This is a genomic window from Salmonella sp. 32031103-2018-00083-FB-01-SM-01, assembly GCF_017571995.1.
Lineage (GTDB): Bacteria > Pseudomonadota > Gammaproteobacteria > Enterobacterales > Enterobacteriaceae > Salmonella > Salmonella enterica.
This window is the reverse complement of the sequence record NZ_JAGEQL010000001.1, coordinates 250,982-273,019: the sequence shown is the minus strand read 5'-3', so window position 1 is coordinate 273,019 and position 22,038 is coordinate 250,982. Positions and strand designations below refer to the sequence as shown.

Below are 22,038 nucleotides of genomic sequence, written 5' to 3'. Positions count from 1 at the left end.
AGCCCCCGCTTTAAGGTTCTGTTAAGATTTTACGCATACCCTACAAGCAGTTGTTAATAAAGGATAATAATAATGGCACATTTCTCAAGACTGCAAATAACGCTTCACTGGTTAACACTGCTCCTGACAGGCATCGCATATGCTGCTATTGAGTTACGGGGGTGGGCGCCAAAAGGCTCCAGCGTTTACCTGTTTATGAAAGACATGCACTATGATATGGGCGTTCTGGTCTGGGCGCTGATGTTTTTACGGTTATATCTTAAACACAAATACCCGGATCCGGTCATTACGCCTCCCCCTCCTCACTGGCAGCACGTAGCCGCTAAATTAATGCATATCGCGCTTTATTTCACTTTTCTCGCCTTACCGCTGCTGGGCGTCGCGATGATGGCGTCAGGCGGGAAAAGCTGGAGCTTTTTTGGTTTTACTGTACCGGTATTTTTGACGCCAGATAGCACCCTAAAATCGGATATAAAGCGTATTCATGAAATGCTGGCCAATATCGGCTATTTCCTGATTGCCATGCATGCAGCAGCGGCGTTGTTTCACCATTACATACAAAAAGACGATACATTTTCAAGGATGTTACCCGGTAAATCATGACTATTTCGGCCATCCCGGCGTGAGAGAGCATGCCGGGCAAGGCATTATTATTCCAGCGCTATCGGTTTCGACTGATAGCGCCTTATACCGTTTGTAATCGACAATATACGATATTTTTCCGGTTCCACGTGTAGGTGATATGTACGACGCCGCCCTCGCTAATAATAGCGGGATAAGAATACTCACCGTGGTCACTTTCCAGGTCCAGTAGCGGTAGCCATGATTCGCCATTATCCTGGGAAGCAATCAGTGAAAGCGGATAGCGCTTTCCCCAGTTGCCGTTGACCGGATTTAACGCAAGAATCAGCGTACCGTCCTGCATACTAACCAGATCGATACCACTATTATTATTCGGTAAAGATGTCGCGCGGGCAACAGACCAGGTAGCGCCATAGTCGATTGAATCACTGCGAAAAATTGCCCCGCGTGTGCTTCGTAACAACATATGGATATGCCCCGGAGAAGACTCCCACAGCGTAGGCTGAATAACGCCATCCCAGCGCAGGAGGTTTTCCAGACAACATTCCCACAACATCCCCTTTTTTACACCATCCCACAACGCTACGTTTGTCCCGGAAATAGCGTTATCAGGCTCCAGCGGAACAAAAGAGATATTCCAGTGTTTTCCTTCGTCAGAGGATCGATCCACAAATGCCCTCCACCGTTCAGGACTTTCAATCGACCCTGGCGCAATCCAGGCGCCATTTGATGCCAGCAGGAGTTTATTTTTTACGGGACCGCGCGGCAAAATATCATCGTTAACCAACGGAGCTGGCGTACTCCAGGTAAATCCTCGATCGCTGGAGATGATAAACCAGGTTTTCCACACGTGTACGTCACTGCCTACTTTATAAAATAACCACAATTTATCCGACGGGTAAAATAACACCGGATTCCAGTGCGCTTCCCCCTCGCGTGCCGCCACTCGCTGCGGTGTTGTCCAGATATTATGTTCATAGCGAGATAGCCAGATGGCTGTATCTTCGCTTCCCTCGCGCAACCCCGCGAACCATGCGGCCACGAGCGTACCGCACGGTAAGCGAACAAGCGTAGAGGCATGGCACTGGAAGGACTCGGTTCTGCTTTCCGGTAAAATGACCTGCCGATTGACGAGCGCTAATTTCATACCTGCCTCGATTAAATAAGGTAAAAAGCATCAGCTTTTTTACGTATGAAAGTAGTGTTAGCAGAAATAGCATCAACGCGGTGAAAACGATGAACCGCTATACGAATTTATGTTCAGATATCGCGCCCATAACAGGCAGAATGTCGAGAGTGGACAAAAATTGGACTGACCTCGCGGATAATTCCAACTTACCGCCGTCCAATGGCGACGAGGTCAGTGGCACGGGATAATATAGAGGTCAGGGTTATAATATTTAGCGATCTGTGCCTACAAGCATGACGGGATACTTTTCGCTACAGGCAATGAAGGCCCGTCTAAACGGGCCTCCATTAACGCGATTATGATTTGTGTTCAATCGCCTTTGGTTTACTTTCTATGGCAATTTTTTTCGGTTTCTCGCTTTCAGGGATCTCCTGGTAAATCTCTACCAACAAGAGGCCCTGTTCCAGTTTCGCATTATTCACCTTAGCATGTTCAGGCAAAGAAAAACTCAACTGGAAATCCGCCTTACGAATACCCCGATAAATCCAGTGCGTCTGATCCTCTACCGTATCTTCAGTGTGTTTACCCGTAATATTCAGGTTGCCGCCAACCGTTTCAATTTCAAGCTCTTCCTCTTTCCAGCCAGGAACGCTCACGGTAAGCAGATAGTTATTCGCATCGCGCTTTTGCAGATCGTAAGCTGGCGTCGCAGCGACTGGCGTATCTCCTGTTAATTGACTGAAAAGTCTATCAATACGGTTGAAACGGTCAGAGAAAAGAGAATCAGCAAACACGGGAAGTGCTGACAAGGTTCTGAGTGCCATCATTAACCTCCTGAATCACTATTCAAAAGTTCAACATCAAGGCAAGCATTGCTTGTCCACTGACTACATAGGGACGGAAAAAACATTTTCAAGCCTATAAAAGCCTTTTTTTAGTCACAAATTTAAGTGGTTAACGAAAAATCTCATCCCGTTCATTGCCATTTCCGCAGTCCCTTCATCTTTACAATTTTTCTTCACCAGTCCAATTGATAATGATTATCAATTGCATTAATGTATACAGGTTGGTTATGGCAGTGACCAACGCCCTTCTCCATTATCAAACCCAGCGCCGCCTTCGGGCGGCCTTTTGGGAGGAAATATGGTCGCCAAAAATAAAATTCACGGTCGTCGTATTCGTCAGTCTCTGCAACAGTTACATCATCGTTGTCTTTTTCAGCAACTGGCGGTAAGCCCACCAGGAACAAAATATGTTTCAGTCACCGCTGAAACAAAAAACTGGCTTATTCATCTTGTGACTTCAGAGGGTCGTTAGCACGCGATAGTGGCTGTCCATGTTGTCGCTAAAATTTTAATGAAATGACATTTGAAATGACATTTATACATCTACAATTTGCGCCCGGCTACTCCGGGCGCCATACCTGAAGATATGACACCCGTTGCCAGCTGACAGGAATTTTAGTCATCGTCTCCGGCGTAGAAAAATTCGATATCTTTATTAAACCATTTATCAATGTTGTGCCACATCAGACAACCGGTCAGAAAACTTGCGATCAATATCCCTCCTATAAGCCACTTTTTCACATATACTCCTGAATAACCCCTGTTGATGCCATTATCTGATCGATAATAAAAAGACCATCATTTGAAGAAATAGTTTCACTGACAGATACCGTATGAAACGAGACAGTGAACAGTACCGTTTTCTTCGGTTTTTATGCCATAGTATTGAGCAGTGGTGACAATCATTTTCTATCGCGCCATAATGATTTGCAGCCTATAGTTTATGATTTTAAGATTTGTCTACTCATCACATATGTCAGTGATGGATAAATTATAATACGCTTTTCTGGCGCACTTTTCGTCAGTAACAGGAATACTACAGCATTCATCGTATTGATGCCGCTTTATCTCCCGTTCTTCAGGGAATTAACGACAATTTTATGCACAAAGGATACTAATGATGAAACGTAAATTGATCCCATTTACCCTCTTTCTCGCTGCGCTTAGCGCCAGTACCACCTCTATAGCAGCTTCGCAGGAGATTTCTAAATCTATATACACCTGTAATGATAACCAGGTTATGGAGGTGATTTACGTCAACACTGAGGCTGGAAACGCCTATGCGATTATCAGTCAGGTAAACGAGATGATCCCGATGCGGTTAATGAAAATGGCCTCCGGAGCAAATTACGAAGCCATAGACAAAAATTATACTTATAAACTTTATACCAAAGGCAAAACGGCTGAACTAGTGGAAGGTGATGATAAACCTGTTCTCAGTAACTGTTCCTTAGCTAACTAACCTTCAGAAATGCCTGAAGGCTCATCAGGCATTTCCACTTCAACCTTCCTGTAACGTAACGTTAAAAAATATGTGAATCACTACAATAAAATAATGGCTAATTAGTAACCACTTTTAAACATGGCTAATCCTATTTTTAAAGAAAAGTTCGAACTGTCTTAATTGTCGTTGTTGAGCGTTTAAATGTTTTGCTTTATTAAGTGGCCCAGGTAGAATTCACAGCGGCTGGTAACCATTCATATTCGCACTATTGAACGATTACCAGCCAACCGCGCCAGGGTCTTGCATACGCTCTGGCGCGGTTAAATCCCCAGGCCATAAACGAAATCACAGGTTTCTGCTATTGCTCATATCTTTCACGTTAACCTGCATTATGCTTGCCCACCTGATGTAGAAAAACACCGCTCTGAACCATAGGGTGTGAATTTCATTTTATAAAAAATTGCGGTGCCGGGTGCCTCCCGGTGAACCATACCACAGTCAATATGGCTCGCGAGGAACATTAACTATTTGACTGGACGCCCCGCCGCAAAGGGGGATTCACCGCATAAGAAAAATCTACAACTCACAAGTAATAAAAGACAATAACATTTTTGTGCATTTTTTATAAATGACTATCTTGTCACGTAATAAATGAAATTATTCTGTAACAGTATTGCAGGACAATACTTATTCAAAACTGAAGTGGTCAGTGGGAGTCGAACCCACATCATCAGCCTGACACTGAGGTAATAACATTATACGATAACCACATTGGACCGCCACCGAGGCCTCGAACCTCGCACCATCAACTTAGGAGGTTGATGCTCTATCCAGCTGAGCTAGTGGCGGCTGGGGACTTCTGCCAGGCGCAAAAAAGGTGCTCTCCTGGATAAGATACATACCTTGCTACTTTTCAGTAGTCGTTCAACGGCAGGTACAATATGCGAAGGCGGTCACAAAATCTTGATGACATTGTGATTAATTCCAGGAAAATTTTTCAGAGTGAATCTTGTGAGATCTGGCGTTATTTACACCAGATTGTCCTTCCTGCTTATCACCTACCTGAGCAACCTTGATTGCTTACCACAATCCTTTATCTGTGCTTATGCTGGTGAGATGTTATGTACAGCGTCACTATGACGAAGAGAGTATGACGAAGAGAGAAAAGTCAGGCAGGTACGTGTCACTGGTAAAGAAGCCCTGTTTTATTGACTGGCGGTGCGGAAGGCGAACCTTCCGCATAGCTTATGCTTTTCAGAAACGGTATCCAACCCCGACGTTGAAGCCGTTTATTTTTGTAGAGGAGATGTTGCTTCCTTCATACCCAACATCGACGACGATATTCTCCAGCGGATTCATCTGTACACCTGCGCCCCAGGCAAATCCCGTTTTCCTTGAGGAAATTTTGTTAGAAAAAGAATCGCCATCCTGAGTGGAATGTTCTTTAAACGTCGCCTTTACCGTGCCGACACCTGCCAGCGCGTATAACGAAAAATTGTCAGACAATCGATAGGCTGGCCCAACCATAAAAGAGCCGTACTTCACCTCAAACTTGTCATGGTAATGAATACCTTCAGACTCAACAGACCCGGAAGCCTGGCTGTCTCCATATAAGTAACTTAGCGAGGAAATAAAACTTACCGGAGAGTCATCCTCATAACGATATTTCACATTTACCCCTCGGATATTTTTGAAATCCTGAACTTTACTTTGTGCATACCCCACGGAAAAGGCGTTAGTATCGGCCTGTGCAACATTTACAACCAAAACGCCTGTAGTAATAACTAAAGTGGATAAAATAATATTTTTCATAACAACTCCTTAATACTACTTATTATTTACGGTGTGTTTAAACACCTGCGGTACCGATCCGGCATTCAGTTATCGCCACTATGCCGAATCGACAAAACCACGAATAATTCACCACTATCGCTCCTGATACGTTTACTTCCTGAAAGAGATTTTTACTACCGAAGTTCTCTATCGCTCCTTAAGGTAACCGGTTCTACAATGTCATCTCACTTTTATAGATTTGAATGCTAATTTTTCTCACGCATATATATTTAACAGAAACCATAAAGTATTTAGCCACTATGGAACAATAAATTCACCACGTAACCTTTTGATATTTAAAGAAAAATCCAACAACCATGCTAAGAGCACTGACGCCGCGCGACTAGAAACATATCAGTAAGCAAACTCGCCATATAACCAGAACATATCTCATTGTGCTTCACAGCCCTCACTTGACGCTCCAGCCGAAATACCGTTATATGCCATCGCTGGTGCCGTAACCATATTCACTATGATGCTCAGCACGCTTTATTCCCGCTCCGATTTAACCTTTTTAATATATCTATCAGTTACAACATTTCTTGTTATAAGAATAGAATCAATACCACAATTACAATATAAATATCACCTGTGTTGAGAGAGAATTTACATTCCAGAAAAATAATAACGGACGCAAATATTGAAAACCCGATAAAAAAGTCTATTTCTCTATAAAACCCATTATTATTAAGAATGGTTAACTCTTCGTTGAATAAAAAATGCCAATGACGTTCCATAATTCTGGAGATGCACTTCACAAGTCATTGCGTATAACAGGAGGCGTTATGAAACATCATGCTTTTATACTTTGGTCATTACTTATTTTTTCATTCCATGTTTTGGCCAGTTCAGGCCATTATCCTGGTTTACAACAGGCATCATGGGAAATTTTTATCTACGATTTTGGTAGTAAAACCCCGCAGCCGCCTGCAAGTACCGATAAAAAGCAAGCCAGGCAGATTAGTTCACCATCCTGCCCGACGGCAAAACCCATGATGTCCGCACCAGTCAATGACGCCAGGAAAGGGAATACTTTCTCCAGAACATAATGTTCTTTATCTACAATGGTGCCGAACGACTACTTTTAGCCGTCCGGAAATCTTGATTGCCATCAAATATAGCTGGCATTATTTATCCTGACGTGTATAGTGCGCCTCGTTATCCCCATTAAGGAATTTATTTGTCTCGTAAAATGACAGGAATTGTCAAAACCTTTGATTGTAAGAGCGGTAAAGGTCTCATCACCCCCTCCGATGGACGCAAAGATGTTCAGGTCCACATTTCAGCATGTCGCCAACACGAAACAGAAGCGCTTATCCCCGGTATACGCGTTGAGTTTTGTCGTATTAATGGCCTCCGCGGACCTACCGCCGCCAACGTTTATCTTTCATAATTCGTCCCTCGGCATTTTTTCAGAAAAATTTAGCGAGCCCGTATACCTCCACAGTCTGCTATGAGGCTTTGCCTGAAAGGCTGCAGAATGTTTTCAGTGGCGAAAATCTAAAGGATTTATTTTGCTGATGACTCCCGTGACCTCTCTTATCATATATCGGGTGTCAGCCCCCTTCTCACTTTGTTTAACGTGAAGAAATGTACAGCCGTTTTTCACTGTGATAGCATCTAATATTGCAAAAGTATTTAACGCTATATACCCATCGTCACAGGAGTGGCTGGCTGCGCGCATTTAACCGAAGTATTTATGTGATTCTATCGGAATTATCTCTATTGCCGCTCAATGCTACGTCATATTCAGTGGGTATAAATCGCCAATATAGTTGTAACGCTATTTATTTTTAGGGTAATAATTGAATGACTTTGCTTTCAGGAAAAACTACACTGGTTCTCTGCCTCTCCTCTATTTTATCTGGATGTACGACGAACGGCTTACCCGCACCTTATAGTATTAATTTGTCGTTCCCGGTCATTACACAAAACCAAATTAATTCCGGTGGTTATTACATAAATGACGCGGAACAAATTCGGACAACTGATGGTCTGTGCCTTGATACAGGCCCAGATCAACAGAATCGTTTGACGCTGCGGGAGTGTAAGCATGTGCAATCTCAGCTTTTCTCATTTCACCGAGACAGAATCATGCAGGGTGAGAAATGTCTGGATGCTGCAGGACAGGGTACGAAAGAAGGCACGCCAATCATTCTTTATTCATGCACGGGTAATGATAACCAGCGCTGGCTCACTGATGATAACAAAATTAAGGGGAAACAGAGCCGAAAATGCCTGGGCACAAATAGCATTATTGTCAGAAAAGGCGACCCTGTTGTATTGGCCGATTGCGATTTTAGTCGTGCCCTGGAATTTACCATCAGGTAGCAGGACACCGCTGTGAAGAGAGAGCCGCTAACCTCATGACACGACAACAGGTTAGCGACCTTTACTTCCACGTGCGGTCAATTTACTTTACGCCCGCAACGTCAGGATGACAAAACGGCGGCTAAACCTTGACACAGGTTATATACCCAGCTTAAATACTGGTCATCCAACCAGTAAAAAGGAAATGGCGATGTTCGTCGAACTCGTTTATGACAAGCGAAATGTTGAAGGTTTGCCAGGCGCACGCGAAATCATCCTCAATGAACTCACAAAACGTGTACATCAACTTTTTCCCGATGCGCAAGTGAAAGTTAAGCCAATGCAGGCGAACGCATTAAACAGTGACTGTACAAAAACCGAGAAAGAACGGCTGCACCGTATGCTGGAAGAGATGTTTGAAGAGGCTGATATGTGGCTGGTCGCCGAATAACGTCCCCTCCTGCGAAAGCGACATATCCGATCGAAAACAGCGCCCTGAGGCGCTGTCTGTGACGATATAACGCAAACGCCACCACTCAGAACATGTAGCGGAAGTTGGCGTTTATCGCGTGGTCAATATGCTATTTGCCAAATGCCGACTGCTCCAGCGCCGGTCCTTGCCACTGAACGTTTTGCCCAGTGCCACGCCTGTAAGCCCTATCAACGAATTATACGTTTTGCTGCGCATCGATAATATTGGTCACGGTTTTACAGTAAAAACGGTACCTGTTCTCAGGTTCTTCCGGCATCAGTGCACCGTTATAATGGTGAGGCCTGACGCTATTGTAGTCGTTCAAGATGTATCCATTAATTTGTCCGGTTTTCTTGTTCATTAAGTCACCTGTTTTGTGTTGAGGTGAGAATATCACCTTTAATCAGGTGACCAAATTTACTGTGTCACTACAAGAATGAGAATAGATGAAATGTTACCTTCCACACAGGGATATAATAATCCTGGTAATTAAAAATTTATGTTTACTTATAAAGTACTAATGATATCGAATCTCTATTTCCGCATATAAATCAACCCAATACAGTTACAATGAGATAAGTGAATGTAGTTTTAAATTCAGTTAGTTGTTTATCTATAGTTGTTTCTTTGGTATTAACAATAATTAATTGATTGTACTGAATAAACTATCATTTTACCTCTGTAATAGACATCTATTTTAGTTTTATTGACGTTAGGCTATGTATCTTACTATCTGCATAAGACATAGAACCAGAAACAAGTCAGGCATTGCCAGAATAAAATCAACGTCATGAAACAATGGGTTATGAACACATATATCATTCAGATAAAAAAGTAATAATCGGGAGAGTAGATATCATGAAAAAACCTGTTTTTTTCCTTCTGACCATGATCATCTGCAGCTATATTTCTTTTGCCTGCGCTAATATCAGTGACTACAAAGTTATGACCTGGAATCTTCAGGGCTCTTCAGCATCTACAGAAAGTAAATGGAATGTCAATGTCAGACAGCTTTTAAGTGGTACTGCCGGTGTGGATATTCTTATGGTACAGGAGGCCGGTACTGTTCCCACCTCAGCGGTTCCTACCGGACGACATATTCAGCCTTTTGGAGTGGGTATTCCCATTGATGAATACACCTGGAATCTCGGAACCACCAGCCGTCAGGATATAAGATATATCTACCACTCGGCTATTGATGTTGGAGCACGCCGTGTTAATCTGGCAATAGTTTCCAGACAAAGAGCGGATAATGTTTATGTCTTGCGTCCGACAACTGTCGCATCTCGCCCCGTCATTGGCATCGGACTGGGTAATGATGTTTTTCTGACAGCGCACGCACTGGCTAGTGGAGGTCCGGATGCTGCAGCTATTGTCAGGGTTACCATTAATTTTTTTAGACAACCTCAGATGCGGCATTTATCCTGGTTTCTTGCCGGGGATTTTAATCGCAGCCCAGACAGACTTGAAAATGACCTGATGACTGAGCATCTGGAACGAGTTGTAGCCGTACTCGCACCTACAGAACCCACGCAAATTGGCGGTGGTATTTTAGATTATGGGGTCATTGTCGATCGAGCACCTTATTCACAAAGGGTTGAAGCATTACGTAATCCACAACTCGCTTCTGATCATTATCCCGTAGCCTTTTTGGCACGAAGCTGTTAATGAGTAAATAGCGTTGACGACATGTACTTTGAGCGTAAGGTGCAGAATATATATTTATTATAAGGTAAAATTATGAGTTGTTTTACCAGTCCAGCAATTATGGAAATGTTAGGTCATTATAAATGGCGTGTTTATGAGCCATTCAGGTTTTATCTCAGTGAAGATAAAAATGATGTCATTGAAGTACCGGTAGGATTCGTTACCGACCTTGCCACTGTTCCGCGTATTTTCTGGTCATTATTACCACCGGATGGTGAATATGCCAAAGCGGCAATCATTCATGACTACCTGTATCATTATCCATTACGTAACAGAAAAGAGTCCGATCTCATATTCCTGGATGGAATGAAAGTTCTGGGCGTGCCAAAATGGAAAAGGATAATAATGTATTTAGCCGTAAGAATATTTGGCTGGAAATACTATCATTCTCATACCATACAACATGATTAATTTCTCGTTTTTAACACACAAAGAACTATAGAAAAACCTGACGCCTTAATATAGTAATAATGAGACTTAGTGGCTTTCACCAGTTCTCTGTATGAATATATCATTATATGCTATCATCACAAACCGCCATAGTGGTAAGTAAGGGGATTACAACCTTACCCGTTCCTTTATCCATCCATAAACAAATGACTCATTCGCCTGGCGCTTTTCAGCTAACTCCAGATAGCGTTGTCCCTGACTACAATTCAATGCCCGGATAAGTATCATTTCGCCCTCATCTCTCCGGTGAGAGAGAAAAAATGTTAGTGCCGAAAGCGTCCGTGGCCCAATCTGACCATCTGCTATCAAATCCGGATAAATTTTTTGCTGATCATTAAAAACATTAAGCCAACGCTGGAAGTACTTAATCGGGATTGAGGGTCCCATGTTCACACCAGTATCACAAAGCTCAGCTGCGATAGAGTGAGAGATAATGGCAACCTGATCAAGTCGTGGACCATACCAATAATCTGCCTCAAGGATTTTTAATGCTTGATTACGGGTAAGATTCCGCATATCCCCCATATAGCCATTAGCCCGGGCCGTCGTCAGGGTTATACCCCAATGCGTTGGTCCCCCCCTGTCGTCAGGGTGATCAACGTAACCACCTTCTCTACTAAGGATAGCTGCAAAGATTTCATCTTTAGTCATAATGACTCCTTCTAATATTAATAAAATACGTACCTGAATGCTATGATTGATAATGCAATGAATCTGATAAAAAACTTATTGAAGTATATAAACAATTTATATTTAAGTGGATAGCCAACTTAATAAACAATATTAACCAGACCACTAATAAACGGTCTGTTTAATTTAATAGGCAACATAGGTAAGTTTCATTTATTTAGAAAATATAAGTTCTATTACAGGTCTTGCATCATAAAAAGACATGTTGTATACGTCAGCTCTTTGCCCTCGATGTGATTGACATACGCTACCTATTGAAAAGCATGAACTTATTAATGGGCCGAATGCATCAATTCGTTGTTGGGTATACGTCTGCGGTTCCGGAAGAAAAGGTATCACGCCAGGATTAGACGTAGTGCTTAAACCTAAATAACTGGAATTCATTGTGCTTACACCATCCTTTACCAGACCTGTTGCGCTATCATAAACAAGCGCCACGGCCTTTTGAATATTCTCGGGTAAAATAGATAATGTGGAAACATACTCTCTTTGCAATCGCATCATCGTTTTTTCATAAGCATTAAAGTGACCACCTTGCGTTTCCAGATAGGAGATGGATGGGAGCAAGCTGTAGAAATTATTATCTGCACGAATCTGATATCTGTATAAATTACCTTTGAATGTTGAGCGAGAATAGTACGCTCTGGCTATAGCATATGTTTGATTAACACTTGAGGTTGTTGCAATATAGCGACTGTCACTACTTCCACCACTACATGACCTTCCACTGATAAATTGCTGAAAGTTACGGTTATACCCAAGTAGTGAAAACCCATCGCGAAAAATAACGTCCGGCGGGGTTGAGTCCACACGATACACAAAATCTACTGCATAGTTATTAAAGCTAACTATAGATAAGGTTAAGAGTATTAACTTTTTCATTATTTCTTCCCCCCTCTTACTTGGGTCCAAAGCATTGTGTCGCACTGCACGATGATAGTCCCACAAGAGCATTTGCTGAAAAGGTATTTACAAAAAGCGGATAGGTCCAGATATTTTTTTGAACATGAATCCTTACGGATTGCCCTGTACTATAAAAATATCTTGCCTGGTCAAGAAGTTCTTTAAAGGAGGGTGCCCATATGCTCTGCTTTGATACCGCACATGCAACAACAGGTATACCACTACCGTTAGCTTTAACCGTTTTTATGCAAAAATAAAGACCAGTATCTATCTGACCAACATGTAATTCACTGATAACTTCGTCTGAGTAATAGGCGTTCGTTTTATCTCCTGTCCACTCAGCGCTGGCATTAAAAGAATAAATGAGAATTAATAATGTATAAACAGGCACAAACTTATTTATATACATACTACTCTCCTGTACATTTAAAATAATTAACAAAGCACAAATTTATTATATCTCATCACATCTAAATCCAGTCTATCATGATTTACTTCAACACAATGTTACCAACCACAACAAACACTCAAATTACTTGTGAATAGCAATTGATACATATATAAAAATTTCATCACTGATAATAAGCACACCTGTTTTATCAGTTACAGAATTCCTGCCACGGTAATAACACAGGTACTTCCGGCTCATATTGATCGCCGTCGTCTGTCTACTGGTTTTCATTTTCAGCAAAGCAGGACATAACTCATTAAGAAATTGACGATAATTTAACAAGTCCGCTCTTTGCAAGAACGTTCTGGATAACTATCAGATCACTATTATAGGATCAAAGAGTGGGGAATAAATCATTATCATCCAACTGAATCATGGACGACATCTTATTAACTGGCAATCTTTTTCCAGTGTAGTGATCCTACCCGCGTAATCAGTCTGTACCCTCCAGGTAAAGTGTCAGGCAATTTAGTCACCCTATTGTTGACCTTCCCCCTGTAAACAGTACCAGTCTAAACTGAAGTTTCCGGGCTTTCTTCCATCTCACAGAAAGGCGCATTGTCATGAAAAAGACCCGTTATACCGAAGAACAAATTGTATTTGCCCTGAAACAGGCTGAAACTGGCACCCGCGTCGGGGAAGTCTGCAGAAAGATGGGAATTTCTGAAGCCACATTTTACAACTGGAAGAAAAAATTTGCCGGGCCGGGCGTGACGGAGCTGCGGCGTCTGCGGCAACTGGAGGATGAGAATCAGCGTCCGGCGGGGATGCTGGTTGCTGATGCAGAGCAGAACCGTTTACCACTGGCAGAGCCGTCGTGACGATCGGGCGATAACCCTGCGTATCCGGGAAATAGCGGAAACCCGGATACGCTACGGTTGCCCGCGTATTCATATTCAGTTGCGCCGGGAGGGATGGCCTGTTAACCACAAGAAAACCCACCGGATTTATTGTCCGGAAGGCCTGAATCTGCGCAGAAAACGCCCCCGCAGACATGTCAGTGCAGCACGCCGTCAGCAGCGCCTGGTCCTGACGCATGTCGATCAGTGCTGGAGTATGGATTTTGTGCCAGATAATCTGTTTAACGGGCGGCGTTTTCGGGCGCTGACTGTAGTGGATAATTTTAGTCGGGAATGCCTGGCGATCCATGCCGGAAAATCGTTAAAAGGCGAGGATGTTGCCAGAATAATGGAGGCACTGCGGGTGCCGGATAAGCGGCTGCCGGTACGAATCCAGACGGATAACGGCAGCGAGTTTATCTCAAAAAGTCTGGATAAATGGGCGTATGAACACGGCGTCACAATGGACTTCTCGCGCTCCGGAAAGCCGACAGATAACCCGTTTATTGAATCATTTAATGGCAGTCTGCGGGATGAATGCCTGAACAATCACTGGTTCCTGTCACTGGAAGATGCGCAGGAAAAACTCGGCAACTGGCGCAGGGAATACAATCATGAGAGAACGCATTCATCATTAAATGACATGACTCCGGCTGAATTTATCCGAAGTCTCCGGAAAGACGAAGATCTCTGATTTAGCACTTACTGAATTTGGGCCAAGGTCACTTTTATTCGCCAAACTGGCTTTAACGATTACGCCTACTGGGATAGGTTCTAAGTTGATCATCAATACGTAAAATATCTATTTACGAACAAAAAGTAACAGGTAAAAATCTGAAATAAAACCAGCATGACTAAAACTTACTGCAGAGATGCATACGTATTATTACTATGTTTCCAGGATAGCCTTGACTAGTTAAGGCATCTATTTTATATAAATAATGAAAATACTTCACATGAATAAAATACATGTTACATATAAAAATCTCTTACTTCCGATTACCTTCATCGCAGCAACTCTAATTAGCGCCTGTGATAACGATAAAGATGCCATGGTGGAAGCTGAAAAAAATCAAGAAAAATACATGCAAGAAATCCAGCAAAAAGAGCACCAGCAATCAATGTTCTTTTACGATAAAGCCGAAATGCAAAAAGCTATTGCCAATATCAACGCAAAAGGTGGAGCCAATCTTGCGATTATTGAAGTCCGTTTCTTCAAGGGCGGGTATTCATTCATTCGACAAAGCGTTAACACCCCTGCTAAAGTAGAGATGTTTAAATTTAACAACGGCTACTGGGGGGGACCTTCGCCTGTCAACTTAACCATCTTTGGCACTATAACCGAGGAGCAAAAACAAGAAGCACTAAAAGAAGCTTTATTCAAATTCGACTCGATCAATTTCAGCATTATACCAGAGCGTATTAAGGAAACAATTAAACGCGCTAACGCCAGTGGCATCATTTCCGTTACGGAAGATAGCGATATCATTGTACGAGCAGAGATAGCTCATAATGGCGAATTCGTCTATGACATTACCATTACTGCTAAAAATACAGCACGTGCGGTAATGACCTTAAATAAGGATGGTTCTATTGCCGGATATGAGACCAAAGAACCTTTCGACCCCAAAAAAGAAGCCGAAAAAGCACAGCAACTTGTTGAACAATCGAGAAAAGACATTGAAAGTCAGCGTAAAAAAGCAGCTGAAAAGATGAACGAAATACAGCAGACATTTAAAAAATAGTAGGCGATACAAACATTGATAAAAATTATAGCGCGAAAGAACACGTGCCAGGTACTAAAGCACTGCCTGAAGACAGCGAATCGCCATTTCATTCTCTGACACTGTAATTTTTCGTACTCAAGATGTTTATTTATTGAGTCTTTTTTGGATAACCAGGTGAAGTTATGTGACGCCAGGAACCTAGTCCAGTGGGCGTACTTGTTGGAGCCAGTGTAAGGCCGGGCAGCGCGCAGAAACCGGAGCGTATACGTTGTACGTGAGAATTTCGAGCACTGCCCGGCCTAAAAATGACGAATAAGATAGATAGTTTAAAGAGGCAATATGAAGAATTTTTTCAAAATAATTACTGATTTCATCACGAATATTTCCCTTGATCTATTTGCTATATTTTTATGCATGTTATTCGTATACAAAACAGGACCATCAATTGGTGTGATATCCTTTTTTATTGCATTAATTATGTATCTCATTCTTCATTTTGTTTTTTACTCATTTCGTGAAAAAATCATAAAAAAATATTCAAATAAGTATTTGAAATTATTGTTTTGAGGTACAAATTCAGCGTAATAAAACAGAGCAACTTAAAAACAAAAAATTAGACGTAGCGAAGTGGAAGAGGACTGCCATGTACTGGACCATGCGACAGGTCGGGAGAGGAATGTACGGGAAAGAGCGCAATACTGTCATTGATATGAGCAGGAATATCGATAGCCAGTAAATCACTCCTGTGGTAATGCAGGCCACCTGATGACTGTGAAGGTAGCTTCATCTGTAGCGCCGGTGAAGTTCAGCGATTTAAGTGAAAAGTAGCCAGCAGGCGCTTCTGCTGGTCCATATTCCTCTATTTTGCCAGGCCATACTGGAGTGCCACCCAGGTATCTGCCAGATTGTTCCTAAGCTAATAAATATAAACAGATAGCAGCTACTGCCTACCTCAAGGAGTATGCACTCATGATCATTTAAAGCTCTTTTAAAGAGCCTGATAATAAGCTTGTCAATATAATATTATGCAGTCTCTATTAAGCGCCTGGTTTATTTGTTTTGCATAATCATATAGTTGACTTTTCGAGTAAGAATTTTCTTGCAAAGACAAATAAACGTGTTTTATATCTCTAAATAAGCATACATCACCATGGATATGAGCCTCTATATAATTCCCTTCATAGCCTGTACCATAATTAGAGTGAGCTAAAAACTTTTCGCCCTTAGCCATTTTAACCAAACTCTTAAAGCAATTATAACCAAAAAAATCATTTTGACAGGATGCAATCAGGTTCTCCATATGCCAAAATGTAGATAATTTACTCGTATCCAGACCAAATCTGTGGCCGTAGGTATCAAAAGGTGAGAATGTACAATTTGTTTTTACATTATCATTTAATTCAAAAAATGATTTCCCATAGGCGCTGGCACCTCCATTTTTACCGTTCAGAAAGTCCAGTGCAGCATAAATTGGTCTGCTTGTAGGGCTAAAGGTTCTACTATTGGGAGTATATGCTACGGAAAAACCGCCTGTCTGACCATATGGGGCATAAGGTGAATCTGCAAGCTTCTCCAGTTCAAATGCTTTAGTTTCAACTGAATCACGTCCGACATTATAAGCAGGTAAATCGCCTGGTCTGCAACCTAATGCATAAGAGTTCAGATATTCTTTATTTTTTAAGAGAGAGACAAAGTCAATTTTTGCTGCATTAAAATTTATTGTCAACCGGGCATTTTGTAAAACATCCACCATCTTATTTAGCAAAAGAGTGCAATCTATTTCGGCACCACACTCACGGCTTATCCGCCTGAGCGCTTTTTCTCTTATTATGTCAGCGTCGCGCTGACACCTGGAATGAATATGCGCAAGTACTTGTTTTCCAAAAAGGCGACCATACGCCTTTTTACGCTCTTCATTGCTGATACCGCAAAACACTTCGTCAAAAGAAAGCCTGTACGCTGCGCTTACAGAACCTCTCGCCGCTCTGCTTTCTGGAAATGGCGGAACATCTTCAACAACATTTTTAACTTGCTGAATGTCTGAAGACAGAGGAGTATGTCCGACATTTTTTTCCTTATCTGTTTCCAGATATTCCGGAACCTTTACACTTCCACTATAGCAGATAGGTTTGAGCATATGTCTCCTGAATTTTTACGACTAATAGTATTCACTTTCGCTGATGTATTCTTTATCAGGCTGATATTTCAACACTTCTTAGCCGCCTTGTAGAAGTGCAAATAAAGCATACTAATAATTTCATAAAATACTTAATCTACCCACTATTGCAGTCTATAAATTATCACCTTTTATTGAAATATTATCCTGATAATAACAACAAATCTGATAAGGCACTTTCAAAAAATAGCCAAACCACACATCATAAAGAAAACCACTACAATCAAAACCGGTAACTATCAACTTTCAGGGGGGCTCAGGTTACCACGACGATCGGGGTAAAGGATAGATTACTATTGCGGTCTGAATTGAGGGAGTTTTGATAAATTATTTTGATAACCGTTCGAATGCTAATAATAAAAACGGGAACGTTAAGTCCCCGTTTTTGTTTTTAACAATTATCGATATTACATATTTGCGATAATCGCGTCGCCAAACTCACTACATTTCAGCAGCTTAGCGCCTTCCATCAAGCGTTCAAAGTCATAGGTCACGGTCTTCGCGGCAATCGCGCCTTCCATACCTTTAACAATCAGATCCGCCGCTTCGAACCACTGCATGTGACGCAGCATCATCTCCGCAGACAGAATAATGGAGCCTGGGTTGACTTTATCCTGGCCCGCATATTTCGGCGCAGTCCCGTGAGTGGCTTCAAACAACGCGCATTCGTCGCCGATATTCGCACCCGGTGCAATACCGATACCGCCAACCTGAGCCGCCAGGGCATCGGAAATATAGTCACCGTTCAGGTTCATACAGGCGATAACATCGTATTCCGCCGGACGCAACAGGATCTGTTGCAGGAACGCATCGGCGATAACGTCTTTAACCACGATCTCTTTACCCGTGTTCGGGTTCTTAATTTTCAGCCACGGACCGCCGTCAATAAGCTCACCGCCGAACTCGTCGCGCGCCAACTGGTAGCCCCAGTCTTTAAACGCGCCTTCGGTGAACTTCATGATATTGCCTTTATGTACCAGCGTAACGGAATCGCGATCGTTAGTAATAGCGTATTCAATCGCCGCGCGAACCAGACGTTTAGTGCCTTCTTCAGAACACGGTTTGATACCGATACCGCAGTGCTCCGGGAAGCGAATTTTCTTCACGCCCATCTCTTCGCGCAGGAACTTGATCACTTTCTCAGCGTCTGCAGAGTCAGCTTTCCATTCAATTCCGGCGTAGATATCTTCAGAGTTTTCACGGAAGATGACCATATCGGTCAGCTCCGGATGTTTCACCGGACTTGGCGTGCCCTGATAGTAACGAACGGGACGCAGACAAACGTACAGGTCAAGCTCCTGACGCAGGGCAACGTTCAGAGAGCGGATACCGCCGCCAACCGGCGTGGTCAACGGACCTTTAATCGCTACGCGGTAATCACGAATTAAATCAAGGGTTTCAGCGGGAAGCCAGACATCCTGGCCGTAAACCTGTGTGGATTTTTCTCCGGTGTAAATTTCCATCCAGGAAATTTTACGCTCGCCTTTATAGGCTTTCTCGACGGCGGCATCGACCACTTTAAGCATGGCTGGAGTGACATCAACACCGATACCATCGCCTTCAATAAACGGGATAATCGGATTCTCAGGAACGTTGAGTTTGCCGTTTTGCAGGGTGATCTTCTTACCTTCCACCGGAACAACTACTTTGCTTTCCATTCACCTCTCCTTCGAGCGCTTCTGGTTTGCTCGTCTGTCATCGCGCTGCATGTGCAATGGCGTCCTGCTGCACGACTGCGTTAGAGCAATTTTTTGTTAACGTTTTGTAATGAGCATGTCAATACTACCCTATTGTTTGCCGCCATGAAAGACACTCATTATTGCGCTATAATGCGGCAATTAATAAGTTCTGAAAACACCATGCAAAAAACTTCTTTTAGAAATCACTACGTTAAGCGATTCAGCTCACGACAAGCATCTAAATCACGGAAAGAAAACCAGCCAAAACGCGTGGTTTTGTTCAATAAACCTTACGATGTGTTGCCGCAGTTCACGGATGAAGCAGGTCGCCGCACGTTAAAAGATTTTATTCCTGTGCAAGGCGTTTATGCCGCAGGCCGCCTGGACCGCGACAGCGAAGGGCTTTTGGTGCTGACTAATGACGGCGCGCTGCAGGCGCGCCTCACGCAACCGGGCAAGCGCACCGGCAAGATTTACTATGTTCAGGTAGAAGGCATCCCGGATAATGAAGCGCTACAGGCGCTTCGTACTGGCGTCACGCTCAACGATGGCCCTACCCTGCCCGCCGGTATTGAGATTGTCGCGGAGCCTGACTGGCTGTGGCCGCGCACCCCGCCGATTCGCGAGCGGAAGAATATTCCCACCAGTTGGCTAAAAGTCACCTTATATGAAGGCCGCAACCGCCAGGTAAGACGCATGACAGCGCATGTCGGTCATCCCACTCTACGATTAATTCGTTACAGCATGGGCGACTACACGCTCAACGGCCTCGATAATGGACAGTGGCGCGAGATCGCACAGGAGAAAGACAGATGAAACGGCTTCTCATTGCTTTTGCTTTATTAACACCGTTATCCGTTAATGCGGCCAGCTTCGACTGCCAGAAAGCGCAGGCTGCGGATGAAAAGGCTATCTGCGCGCACCTGACGCTGAATGATAAAGACGTGGAAATGCACACCAAATATCAGTTTCTGAAAGGGTTGTTCGCGATGAGCAGTCGCGGCGCGCTGCAGGACGCCCAGCAGAGCTGGCTTAAACAGCGTCAGCAGTGCAAGGCCGACGTCACCTGCCTGACAAAAGCTTATAACGAGCGTCTGAAACAGCTTGACGCGATCTATGACCACATTGATAAACCGCTTTAATAAGGATGCCTATGTTCAAGCCGCACGTGACCGTTGCCTGCATCGTACATGCCGAAGATAAATTTCTGGTGGTGGAAGAGACCATCAACGGTAAATCGTTATGGAATCAACCTGCCGGACACCTGGAGGCAGATGAAACGCTGGCGCAGGCCGCCACGCGAGAACTGTGGGAAGAGACTGGCATCACGGCGCAACCACAGTATTTTATCCGTATGCATCAGTGGATTGCGCCGGATAAAACCCCGTTCCTGCGCTTTTTATTCGCTATCAAGCTTGATCATATTTGCGCGACCAACCCCCATGACAATGACATCGATTGCTGCCATTGGGTGAGCGCCGACGAGATTCTGAACGCGCCGAATTTACGTTCTCCGCTGGTGGCTGAAAGCATTCGCAGTTATCAAACGGGACAATGTTACCCCTTATCTATAGTGGGCGAATTTAACTGGCCGTTTACAGAGGGTGTCAAGTAAAGGGCTGCGTGATAGAATACGCCGCCTTGAAGTTCAATGTCGCGAGTATTCCAATGTCAGAAAGCCCAAAAAAAGTGATCGTCGGCATGTCCGGCGGTGTCGATTCCTCCGTTTCCGCCTGGCTGTTGCAACAACAGGGTTATCAGGTAGAAGGCCTGTTCATGAAGAACTGGGAAGAGGACGATGGTGAGGAATACTGTACCGCGGCAGCCGATCTGGCTGACGCGCAGGCCGTGTGCGACAAGCTTGGCATTGAACTGCATACCGTCAATTTTGCCGCAGAATATTGGGATAACGTCTTTGAACTGTTCCTTGAAGAGTACAAAGCGGGCCGTACGCCGAACCCGGATATTCTGTGCAATAAAGAGATCAAATTTAAAGCCTTCCTTGAATTTGCCGCAGAAGATTTAGGCGCCGACTATATCGCCACCGGTCACTACGTCCGACGCGCGGATGTAAACGGCAAAAGCCGTTTGTTGCGCGGGCTCGACGGCAACAAAGATCAGAGCTACTTCCTCTATACGCTTGGCCATGAGCAGATTGCGCAAAGTCTGTTCCCGGTTGGCGAGCTGGAAAAACCGCAGGTGCGTAAAATCGCCGAAGATCTGGGGCTGGTAACCGCCAAGAAAAAAGATTCTACCGGTATCTGCTTTATCGGCGAGCGCAAGTTCCGCGACTTTTTAGGGCGCTATCTGCCTGCGCAGCCGGGGAAAATTATTACCGTTGACGGCGATGAAATCGGCGAGCATCAGGGTCTGATGTATCATACGCTCGGTCAGCGTAAAGGGCTGGGAATTGGCGGCACCAAAGACGGTAGCGAAGACCCCTGGTATGTGGTGGATAAAGACGTTGAAAACAATGTGTTAATTGTCGCCCAGGGGCATGAGCACCCACGCCTGATGTCGGTAGGCCTCATCGCCCAGCAGCTACATTGGGTCGATCGCGAACCGTTCACCGGCACCCTGCGCTGTACGGTAAAAACCCGCTACCGCCAGACCGATATTCCGTGCACGATTAACGCGCTGGATGACGATCGTATCGAGGTCATTTTTGACGAGCCGGTTGCCGCCGTTACGCCGGGCCAGTCCGCTGTCTTTTACAGCGGCGAAGTCTGCCTGGGCGGCGGCATTATCGAGCAGCGACTGCCGCTGACGGTCTGATTATTCAATACACAACATCATTCAAG

25 protein-coding genes, 1 tRNA gene and 1 pseudogene are annotated in these 22,038 nt (G+C 43.8%); 15 read left to right on the top strand and 12 right to left on the bottom strand.

The window, feature by feature from the left end; translation table 11 throughout:
• Nucleotides 1-72: 72 nt before the first annotated feature.
• Complete coding sequence (locus tag J4614_RS01290; RefSeq protein ID WP_000929971.1) at nucleotides 73-603, top strand: cytochrome b; 531 nt, start codon at nucleotides 73-75, stop codon at nucleotides 601-603.
• Between the two features lie 82 nt (nucleotides 604-685).
• On the opposite strand, the gene J4614_RS01285 is transcribed toward J4614_RS01290, so the two are convergent.
• From J4614_RS01285 to J4614_RS22235, 4 genes are all read right to left on the bottom strand, one after another.
• Entirely contained in the window at nucleotides 686-1,729 is a 1,044-nt protein-coding gene (locus J4614_RS01285; protein ID WP_000761750.1) for an exo-alpha-sialidase, read from the bottom strand.
• Nucleotides 1,730-2,067: 338 nt separating this feature from the next.
• The gene (locus tag J4614_RS01280; protein ID WP_001218117.1) at nucleotides 2,068-2,535 is read right to left on the bottom strand and encodes an Hsp20 family protein; all 468 of its coding nucleotides are present in this window, start codon (nucleotides 2,533-2,535) and stop codon (nucleotides 2,068-2,070) included.
• Between the two features lie 194 nt (nucleotides 2,536-2,729).
• On the bottom strand, nucleotides 2,730-2,960 hold the full coding sequence (locus J4614_RS01275) for a hypothetical protein (protein WP_077908890.1): 231 nt from the start codon (nucleotides 2,958-2,960) through the stop codon (nucleotides 2,730-2,732).
• 211 nt (nucleotides 2,961-3,171) lie between these two features.
• The gene (locus J4614_RS22235) at nucleotides 3,172-3,297 is read right to left on the bottom strand and encodes a hypothetical protein (protein WP_000758944.1); all 126 of its coding nucleotides are present in this window, start codon (nucleotides 3,295-3,297) and stop codon (nucleotides 3,172-3,174) included.
• 376 nt (nucleotides 3,298-3,673) lie between these two features.
• On the opposite strand from J4614_RS22235, the gene J4614_RS01270 reads away from it, so the two are divergent.
• Nucleotides 3,674-4,018 carry a c-type lysozyme inhibitor gene (locus tag J4614_RS01270; protein ID WP_000977725.1) on the top strand — a complete coding sequence of 115 codons (345 nt, stop codon included), beginning with the start codon at nucleotides 3,674-3,676 and terminating at the stop codon, nucleotides 4,016-4,018.
• Nucleotides 4,019-4,772: 754 nt separating this feature from the next.
• Here the strand turns inward: J4614_RS01270 and J4614_RS01265 are convergent.
• Nucleotides 4,773-4,849: transfer RNA gene (locus J4614_RS01265), tRNA-Arg, on the bottom strand.
• Nucleotides 4,850-5,254: 405 nt separating this feature from the next.
• The gene (gene pagC / locus J4614_RS01260) at nucleotides 5,255-5,812 is read right to left on the bottom strand and encodes a virulence membrane protein PagC (RefSeq protein WP_000789469.1); all 558 of its coding nucleotides are present in this window, start codon (nucleotides 5,810-5,812) and stop codon (nucleotides 5,255-5,257) included.
• A gap of 806 nt (nucleotides 5,813-6,618) precedes the next feature.
• Between pagC and pagD the strand changes: the two genes are divergently transcribed.
• From pagD to msgA, 4 genes are all read left to right on the top strand, one after another.
• On the top strand, nucleotides 6,619-6,882 hold the full coding sequence (gene pagD / locus J4614_RS01255; RefSeq protein WP_001605721.1) for a virulence protein PagD: 264 nt from the start codon (nucleotides 6,619-6,621) through the stop codon (nucleotides 6,880-6,882).
• Nucleotides 6,883-7,013: 131 nt separating this feature from the next.
• Nucleotides 7,014-7,226 carry a cold shock-like protein CspF gene (gene cspF, locus J4614_RS01250; protein ID WP_001537306.1) on the top strand — a complete coding sequence of 71 codons (213 nt, stop codon included), beginning with the start codon at nucleotides 7,014-7,016 and terminating at the stop codon, nucleotides 7,224-7,226.
• A 416-nt stretch (nucleotides 7,227-7,642) separates the two neighbouring features.
• Nucleotides 7,643-8,164, top strand: a complete 522-nt coding sequence (locus J4614_RS01245; RefSeq protein WP_024134268.1) for an RICIN domain-containing protein — start codon at nucleotides 7,643-7,645, stop codon at nucleotides 8,162-8,164.
• Between the two features lie 190 nt (nucleotides 8,165-8,354).
• Nucleotides 8,355-8,594 carry a virulence protein MsgA gene (gene msgA / locus J4614_RS01240; protein WP_000497451.1) on the top strand — a complete coding sequence of 80 codons (240 nt, stop codon included), beginning with the start codon at nucleotides 8,355-8,357 and terminating at the stop codon, nucleotides 8,592-8,594.
• A gap of 217 nt (nucleotides 8,595-8,811) precedes the next feature.
• Here the strand turns inward: msgA and J4614_RS01235 are convergent, their stop codons facing one another.
• The gene (locus J4614_RS01235) at nucleotides 8,812-8,976 is read right to left on the bottom strand and encodes a hypothetical protein (RefSeq protein WP_001036547.1); all 165 of its coding nucleotides are present in this window, start codon (nucleotides 8,974-8,976) and stop codon (nucleotides 8,812-8,814) included.
• Nucleotides 8,977-9,473: 497 nt separating this feature from the next.
• Here J4614_RS01235 and cdtB point away from each other — a divergent pair, with 497 nt between their 5' ends.
• Nucleotides 9,474-10,283, top strand: coding sequence for a cytolethal distending toxin S-CDT (gene cdtB, locus J4614_RS01230; protein WP_138019795.1), 810 nt, complete (start codon nucleotides 9,474-9,476; stop codon nucleotides 10,281-10,283).
• Between the two features lie 72 nt (nucleotides 10,284-10,355).
• On the top strand, nucleotides 10,356-10,733 hold the full coding sequence (locus J4614_RS01225; RefSeq protein ID WP_208293030.1) for a DUF1353 domain-containing protein: 378 nt from the start codon (nucleotides 10,356-10,358) through the stop codon (nucleotides 10,731-10,733).
• A 147-nt stretch (nucleotides 10,734-10,880) separates the two neighbouring features.
• Here J4614_RS01225 and J4614_RS01220 read toward each other — a convergent pair whose 3' ends face one another.
• The 3 genes from J4614_RS01220 to pltB all read right to left on the bottom strand — a co-directional run bounded on the left by J4614_RS01220 (nucleotide 10,881) and on the right by pltB (nucleotide 12,774).
• Nucleotides 10,881-11,423, bottom strand: coding sequence for a glycosyl hydrolase 108 family protein (locus J4614_RS01220; protein ID WP_000158843.1), 543 nt, complete (start codon nucleotides 11,421-11,423; stop codon nucleotides 10,881-10,883).
• Between the two features lie 192 nt (nucleotides 11,424-11,615).
• Nucleotides 11,616-12,344, bottom strand: a complete 729-nt coding sequence (pltA, locus tag J4614_RS01215; protein ID WP_138019797.1) for a typhoid-like toxin S-CDT ADP-ribosylating subunit PltA — start codon at nucleotides 12,342-12,344, stop codon at nucleotides 11,616-11,618.
• Between the two features lie 16 nt (nucleotides 12,345-12,360).
• Nucleotides 12,361-12,774, bottom strand: coding sequence for a typhoid-like toxin S-CDT binding subunit PltB (gene pltB, locus J4614_RS01210; RefSeq protein WP_138019798.1), 414 nt, complete (start codon nucleotides 12,772-12,774; stop codon nucleotides 12,361-12,363).
• Nucleotides 12,775-13,379: 605 nt separating this feature from the next.
• On the opposite strand from pltB, the pseudogene J4614_RS01205 reads away from it, so the two are divergent.
• The 3 genes and pseudogenes from J4614_RS01205 (at nucleotide 13,380) to J4614_RS21960 (ending at nucleotide 15,949) form a co-directional block, all read left to right on the top strand.
• Nucleotides 13,380-14,349, top strand: a pseudogene (locus tag J4614_RS01205) (IS3 family transposase).
• 262 nt (nucleotides 14,350-14,611) lie between these two features.
• Nucleotides 14,612-15,400, top strand: a complete 789-nt coding sequence (locus tag J4614_RS01200; protein ID WP_001628911.1) for a hypothetical protein — start codon at nucleotides 14,612-14,614, stop codon at nucleotides 15,398-15,400.
• Between the two features lie 321 nt (nucleotides 15,401-15,721).
• Nucleotides 15,722-15,949, top strand: coding sequence for a hypothetical protein (locus J4614_RS21960; RefSeq protein WP_138019799.1), 228 nt, complete (start codon nucleotides 15,722-15,724; stop codon nucleotides 15,947-15,949).
• A 445-nt stretch (nucleotides 15,950-16,394) separates the two neighbouring features.
• Here the strand turns inward: J4614_RS21960 and sopF are convergent, their stop codons facing one another.
• Nucleotides 16,395-17,519 carry a type III secretion system effector SopF gene (gene sopF, locus J4614_RS01195; RefSeq protein WP_023196912.1) on the bottom strand — a complete coding sequence of 375 codons (1,125 nt, stop codon included), beginning with the start codon at nucleotides 17,517-17,519 and terminating at the stop codon, nucleotides 16,395-16,397.
• A 446-nt stretch (nucleotides 17,520-17,965) separates the two neighbouring features.
• Nucleotides 17,966-19,216: an NADP-dependent isocitrate dehydrogenase gene (icd, locus tag J4614_RS01190; RefSeq protein ID WP_000444508.1), complete on the bottom strand. Its 1,251-nt coding sequence runs from the start codon at nucleotides 19,214-19,216 to the stop codon at nucleotides 17,966-17,968.
• 171 nt (nucleotides 19,217-19,387) lie between these two features.
• On the opposite strand from icd, the gene rluE reads away from it, so the two are divergent.
• From rluE to mnmA, 4 genes are read left to right on the top strand one after another with little or no spacing between them, the layout of a single operon-like run.
• Nucleotides 19,388-20,053, top strand: a complete 666-nt coding sequence (gene rluE, locus J4614_RS01185) for a 23S rRNA pseudouridine(2457) synthase RluE (protein ID WP_001249415.1) — start codon at nucleotides 19,388-19,390, stop codon at nucleotides 20,051-20,053.
• Nucleotides 20,050-20,379 (top strand): lysozyme inhibitor LprI family protein, encoded by a 330-nt coding sequence (locus J4614_RS01180; protein ID WP_138019800.1) that lies wholly within the window; start codon nucleotides 20,050-20,052, stop codon nucleotides 20,377-20,379. The genes rluE and J4614_RS01180 overlap by 4 nt, the downstream gene beginning before the upstream one ends.
• Before the next feature lie 11 nt (nucleotides 20,380-20,390).
• Complete coding sequence (locus tag J4614_RS01175; protein WP_001589139.1) at nucleotides 20,391-20,852, top strand: NUDIX hydrolase; 462 nt, start codon at nucleotides 20,391-20,393, stop codon at nucleotides 20,850-20,852.
• A gap of 53 nt (nucleotides 20,853-20,905) precedes the next feature.
• Nucleotides 20,906-22,012: a tRNA 2-thiouridine(34) synthase MnmA gene (gene mnmA, locus J4614_RS01170; protein ID WP_000004540.1), complete on the top strand. Its 1,107-nt coding sequence runs from the start codon at nucleotides 20,906-20,908 to the stop codon at nucleotides 22,010-22,012.
• Nucleotides 22,013-22,038 lie beyond the last annotated feature (26 nt).

What these genes read in the sequence shown, in the direction of transcription:
- J4614_RS01290 (WP_000929971.1), top strand. Translation starts at nt 73, where the DNA reads ATGGCACATTTCTCAAGACTGCAAATAACGCTTCACTGGTTAACACTG.
- J4614_RS01285 (WP_000761750.1), bottom strand. Translation starts at nt 1,729, where the DNA reads ATGAAATTAGCGCTCGTCAATCGGCAGGTCATTTTACCGGAAAGCAGA.
- J4614_RS01280 (WP_001218117.1), bottom strand. Translation starts at nt 2,535, where the DNA reads ATGGCACTCAGAACCTTGTCAGCACTTCCCGTGTTTGCTGATTCTCTT.
- J4614_RS01270 (WP_000977725.1), top strand. Translation starts at nt 3,674, where the DNA reads ATGATGAAACGTAAATTGATCCCATTTACCCTCTTTCTCGCTGCGCTT.
- pagC (WP_000789469.1), bottom strand. Translation starts at nt 5,812, where the DNA reads ATGAAAAATATTATTTTATCCACTTTAGTTATTACTACAGGCGTTTTG.
- pagD (WP_001605721.1), top strand. Translation starts at nt 6,619, where the DNA reads ATGAAACATCATGCTTTTATACTTTGGTCATTACTTATTTTTTCATTC.
- J4614_RS01245 (WP_024134268.1), top strand. Translation starts at nt 7,643, where the DNA reads ATGACTTTGCTTTCAGGAAAAACTACACTGGTTCTCTGCCTCTCCTCT.
- msgA (WP_000497451.1), top strand. Translation starts at nt 8,355, where the DNA reads ATGTTCGTCGAACTCGTTTATGACAAGCGAAATGTTGAAGGTTTGCCA.
- J4614_RS01235 (WP_001036547.1), bottom strand. Translation starts at nt 8,976, where the DNA reads ATGAACAAGAAAACCGGACAAATTAATGGATACATCTTGAACGACTAC.
- cdtB (WP_138019795.1), top strand. Translation starts at nt 9,474, where the DNA reads ATGAAAAAACCTGTTTTTTTCCTTCTGACCATGATCATCTGCAGCTAT.
- J4614_RS01225 (WP_208293030.1), top strand. Translation starts at nt 10,356, where the DNA reads ATGAGTTGTTTTACCAGTCCAGCAATTATGGAAATGTTAGGTCATTAT.
- J4614_RS01220 (WP_000158843.1), bottom strand. Translation starts at nt 11,423, where the DNA reads ATGACTAAAGATGAAATCTTTGCAGCTATCCTTAGTAGAGAAGGTGGT.
- pltA (WP_138019797.1), bottom strand. Translation starts at nt 12,344, where the DNA reads ATGAAAAAGTTAATACTCTTAACCTTATCTATAGTTAGCTTTAATAAC.
- pltB (WP_138019798.1), bottom strand. Translation starts at nt 12,774, where the DNA reads ATGTATATAAATAAGTTTGTGCCTGTTTATACATTATTAATTCTCATT.
- J4614_RS01200 (WP_001628911.1), top strand. Translation starts at nt 14,612, where the DNA reads ATGAATAAAATACATGTTACATATAAAAATCTCTTACTTCCGATTACC.
- J4614_RS21960 (WP_138019799.1), top strand. Translation starts at nt 15,722, where the DNA reads ATGAAGAATTTTTTCAAAATAATTACTGATTTCATCACGAATATTTCC.
- sopF (WP_023196912.1), bottom strand. Translation starts at nt 17,519, where the DNA reads ATGCTCAAACCTATCTGCTATAGTGGAAGTGTAAAGGTTCCGGAATAT.
- icd (WP_000444508.1), bottom strand. Translation starts at nt 19,216, where the DNA reads ATGGAAAGCAAAGTAGTTGTTCCGGTGGAAGGTAAGAAGATCACCCTG.
- rluE (WP_001249415.1), top strand. Translation starts at nt 19,388, where the DNA reads ATGCGGCAATTAATAAGTTCTGAAAACACCATGCAAAAAACTTCTTTT.
- J4614_RS01180 (WP_138019800.1), top strand. Translation starts at nt 20,050, where the DNA reads ATGAAACGGCTTCTCATTGCTTTTGCTTTATTAACACCGTTATCCGTT.
- J4614_RS01175 (WP_001589139.1), top strand. Translation starts at nt 20,391, where the DNA reads ATGTTCAAGCCGCACGTGACCGTTGCCTGCATCGTACATGCCGAAGAT.
- mnmA (WP_000004540.1), top strand. Translation starts at nt 20,906, where the DNA reads ATGTCAGAAAGCCCAAAAAAAGTGATCGTCGGCATGTCCGGCGGTGTC.